A 4015-nucleotide genomic window follows, 5' to 3' on the forward strand; every position below is an offset into this window, starting at 1 on the left:
AATTCGAGCTCAAGAACGGAAACGGAAGACTCGGGGGCTCCGCCCCCGAACCCCCGTTCATTACTGAACGAAGAAGAGATCCGGAGGAGCCGGGTCTCACGGTCTAACCAAAGTGTCTACGGAATCGGGGCAGACCCAGGTTCATGGCGTCGAGTGGGATGGCAACAACCCCTTGGCAGGTCATCCTACTGCGTACGTGATCTTCTCTGACAACCACATCGACTGCTCGACTACCGAAGGGCAGTGGCCGGTCGGTTTTGGGCCACAGAGCAGAAATGCCAGCTCGAGCTCTGGTGACAAGCGCAATGAACACATCGAGCGGATCATCTTGGAACGCAATCTGTTGACCGCGGGTCCCCGCACGAATCAGTTCATCGCAGTTTGGGGTGCCGATTCGATGGTGCGAAACAACATAGTCAACATGACCGGAGCGTCGGACTTCACCTTCATCTTGGTGGAGAATGCCCGCGTCGACAACGGGGTACCGGTTGCGCCAGAGGCCAGCCGAAATCGCATCTATGGCAACACTTTCTACAAGCTCGGTCCTGACGGTTGGGCGATGTCGTGGCGATTCGCATTCGGACCCACGGATCCTCGGTCCCCACCGACACGTTTGTCGCAAACAACTTGCTCTTCGCGCCGGATGCCTCGGGTCGAGTCATGCTCGAAGACGGAGGCCGCAACACGGCTCGTTGCTCCAGCTGCAATGTCATCGTGGATGACGGCGTTCCGTTCGTGCAACACCCCGCTACTATGGACTGGGCTGACTACAGCCTGCAGGAGAATCACCCCTTGCTCAGCGCGGGGATGGCGATCCCAGCGAGCCGAGTAGACTTCTCCGCGAGCAGTCAGTTTCCACTGGGCACGGCGCCGATGCACGTCGGGGCCTTTTCGAGTAGCGTCGCTCTGACGCCGATCCCCCCCGTCCCGGCGCGTCCAATGCCGCCCCTGCTGCTCTCCTCCCCCTGAGTCTTCTTGGGGGGGGTGGGGGCTCTCAGCCTGCGGGCTGGAGTTCGTCGTAGAGGTCGGCGGTTCGGCTGCCCACGAGGTTCCGGCTCCAGAGCTGTTGGGCGCGATCGCGTCCGCGCATTCCCATCTCGCGGCGCAGTTCCGGGCGCTCCAGCAGCTCGATCCAGCGCTGCTTCAGTGAGGATCGGTCTCGCGCTTCCATCAGGAAGCCGGTGACTCCATCCTCGATCATCTCGGGGACTGCGCCCACGCGTGAGCCGATTACGGGAAGTCCCGCGCCCATCGCCTCCATGACGGATACGGGCATGTTCTCGACGTGCGATGGGAGGAGAAAGATCCCCGCCCGTTTCAGTGCGGAGCGCTTCTCCTGGTCGAAGACGGGTCCGAGAAAGTGAACGCTTCCCTCGATCCCCAGCTCGCGAGCGCGCTCCTCGAGTTCCGCCATTGCGCCCTCGTCTCGCTCGGCTCCAGCGAGAAGGAGCTCCATGCTCGGGTGCTGCTTCCTGGCTGCGGCCAACGCCTCCAGGGCATCGAAGTGGCCTTTCCGTTCACAAAGATTGCCCAACATGAGCGCGCTGTTGGCCTCAGCGGGGCGTTCTTCTGCGATTGCCGCGAGTTCGTCGCAATCGACCGCGTTCGGGAGCACGAACGTGTGTGTCCGAGGTTCGATTTGGCGGACCGTTTCCGCCCATCTATCTGAGAGCAGCACGACTCGAGACGGCATGCGCAGGATCCAGCGGATCAGTCGCTTTGCGGTGGACCCGGATGTTGCGTACACGGGGTCGAAGTCACCCCCGTGGATACGCAGAATCGAAGGGCGACCAACGAGCTTCGCGCCGATTAGGACGGCCGAGTGTTTGAGGAGGTCGCGGCCGCTCACGGCGTGGACGTCGACCAGGCTGGCGCCGGAACGCAAGATGCGGACGATCGTCGTCATGCCCAGCCAGGCACCAAACGAGACGCGCAGGATCATGCCTCGGTCGGGCTGGTCCGGCCTGAGCGTGCTGACGATCTCCAGGTTGCAGCGTTCACTCAAACAGGAAGAAGTGACCGCTCGCATAGCGGCCGTGACGCCACAGGGGTGCGACGGGGGTGCAAAGGAGCCGAAGACGATGGCCGTCTGGCCCGGTACCGTCCCGCTCCCTCGATTGCCTCGCGATCGCATCGCCCAGTCCCCTTCCCAAGATCATGGCTGATCCGGTGGCTTCTTTACAATCGGTCGTGTACACACCTGAGCTGAGAGTTTCCCCTCACTCGCCCCCCCCAGAGTCCGGATTTCCCGACCGCGCGCCCTTGTACTCCATGAGCGTGCTCGCGCGGTGCAGTACGAATCGGTTCAGCAGGAACGTAGTGATGCCTTGCGCGGTCGGCAGCTTGCCCACGACACAAGACGCCCCGTAGAGCAGGGCGTCGGCTGACGGGGTTCCCCCCTGCCGCTGCCTGAGCGCAATCCTCAGAGCGAGTAGGGGGTACACGAGGAGAAGCACTAGGCTCGCTCCGGCCGTGACGGGGGCAGCGAGGAGAACGACCAGAGGCAGCGCACCTCCAAAGAAGAGGATGGAGACGATCTGCCGAGCCCAGGGAGATCGTGAACCCTTCTCTCGAAGAGTCTGCAGCTCGAGGTAGCTGTGACCCGACCGCACCTGGCGCGTCCACCACTGGTGAAAGTGAAACATCGCACTGTCGTGGATTGCCATGTCCCGGTCGAGGCGATAGACACCGAAGCCAGCTGCGCGAATGCGACTGCAGAGGTCGGGCTCTTCTCCGCCGATCATCTCCTCGTTGAAGCCGCCTACCCGCTCGAAGACGGTGCGGCGGACGATCATGTTGCCACCTGAGGAGTGCCCCTCCCCAACTGGCATGTTCTGCCACTCGAGATCAGCCAGACGGTTATAGACACTGGCGGACCGATCGCGTTCATGGAGCAAGCCCGACAATACTGCGACTCCGGGGCTCTCGAGAAAGAACTCTGCGGCTGCTTCGAGCCACCCGGGACAGATCTCGCAATCACCGTCCACGAACTGGATCAGCTGGAGGTCAGGCTCTACCTCGAGCAGTCGGTTTACTCCCGCGTTTCTGGCCCGAGCAGCAGTGAAGGGGATGCTCATGTCGAGTTCGACGACGATCGCGCCCCTTTCCTTCGCGATCCTTACGCTGGCATCCTGCGAGTCACTGTCCACGTACACTGTGGGGAGGCCGAGTGGACGAGTCGACTCCAAGCAGCGAACGAGCCTCTCCCCTTCATTACGACCGATGATGACGATCCCGGCTCCCACTTGACCGACTTGCTCAGTATTCATCCGTTCCCCATGCCGAGCCGACATCTCGCGCAGAACAGCGTCGCCCAGCAGCGTTCAAGTCTCATTGTTCGGGGCGTCCAGTGCTTGCCCGCACTGCCGCCGACCGCTGGTCCAGCCAGAGTTTCAATGTGAGGAGGCGCATGAAGTACTGGGTCGGCTGGCCCTCGCAGTACGTCGACACTTCGGTGTCGAATGTCCGTCCGGTAATCTCGCCAATCATCTCGCGCGTGGCTGGGTTCGGTCGCTGCCAGAGGGCTCTGATCTCGGGACTCGAGTGGATGTAGTAGGTCCAGTTGGGCCACGATTCCTGGGTGAGTGAGAATAGGAGTTCCAACGGGGGATTCGTGTCCGATAAGGGGATCACTTGACAAGTACCCCAGGGGGAGATCAAGGACGGATCGCCAACAGTGCAACCCCAGTGGGCCGCTCCGCATCTTGACGGAGAGGACACCGCCGAAACTCCTGCGCATGGCTTCGACGATGCGCCCGATCTCGAGCGGCGTTCGCATCAAGGCAGCGCCCGCACCCTTGCGGATGAATTTGGGAAACGGGCATCCGAGGTTCAGATCGATCCACCGGACGCCTGATCGTCAAGTAGCCGGCACGCATCCGCGAGGGTCTTCGCCTTGGCGCCAAAGAGCTGCACGGCCAGCCGGTCTTCAGGGTGAAGCGCGCTTCGGCGAAGGTGGCGGCGTTCCGAGCCGCGCATCACGGCGCAGGCCGAGAGGGTCTCGGTCATCACGAGC

Annotated in this window: 4 protein-coding genes and 1 pseudogene; 1 reads left to right on the forward strand and 4 read right to left on the reverse strand. The window is 62.4% G+C overall.

The window, feature by feature from the left end; translation table 11 throughout:
• Positions 1–564 precede the first annotated feature (564 nt).
• Positions 565–969, forward strand: a complete 405-nt coding sequence (locus GY937_15105; GenBank protein ID MCP5058033.1) for a hypothetical protein — start codon at positions 565–567, stop codon at positions 967–969.
• A gap of 25 nt (positions 970–994) precedes the next feature.
• Here GY937_15105 and GY937_15110 read toward each other — a convergent pair whose 3' ends face one another.
• The 4 genes and pseudogenes from GY937_15110 to GY937_15125 form a co-directional block, all read right to left on the reverse strand.
• The gene (locus GY937_15110; GenBank protein MCP5058034.1) at positions 995–2005 is read right to left on the reverse strand and encodes a glycosyltransferase family 4 protein; all 1011 of its coding nucleotides are present in this window, start codon (positions 2003–2005) and stop codon (positions 995–997) included.
• A gap of 214 nt (positions 2006–2219) precedes the next feature.
• Complete coding sequence (locus GY937_15115; GenBank protein ID MCP5058035.1) at positions 2220–3149, reverse strand: glycosyltransferase family 2 protein; 930 nt, start codon at positions 3147–3149, stop codon at positions 2220–2222.
• A 116-nt stretch (positions 3150–3265) separates the two neighbouring features.
• A pseudogene (locus tag GY937_15120) lies at positions 3266–3853 on the reverse strand (hypothetical protein).
• Positions 3832–4015, reverse strand: a 184-nt coding sequence (locus GY937_15125; protein MCP5058036.1) for a hypothetical protein, incomplete at its 5' end; no start/stop codon positions are given. The gene GY937_15125 and the pseudogene GY937_15120, both read right to left, overlap by 22 nt.

The organism is bacterium, assembly GCA_024228115.1.
Taxonomy (GTDB): domain Bacteria; phylum Myxococcota_A; class UBA9160; order UBA9160; family UBA6930.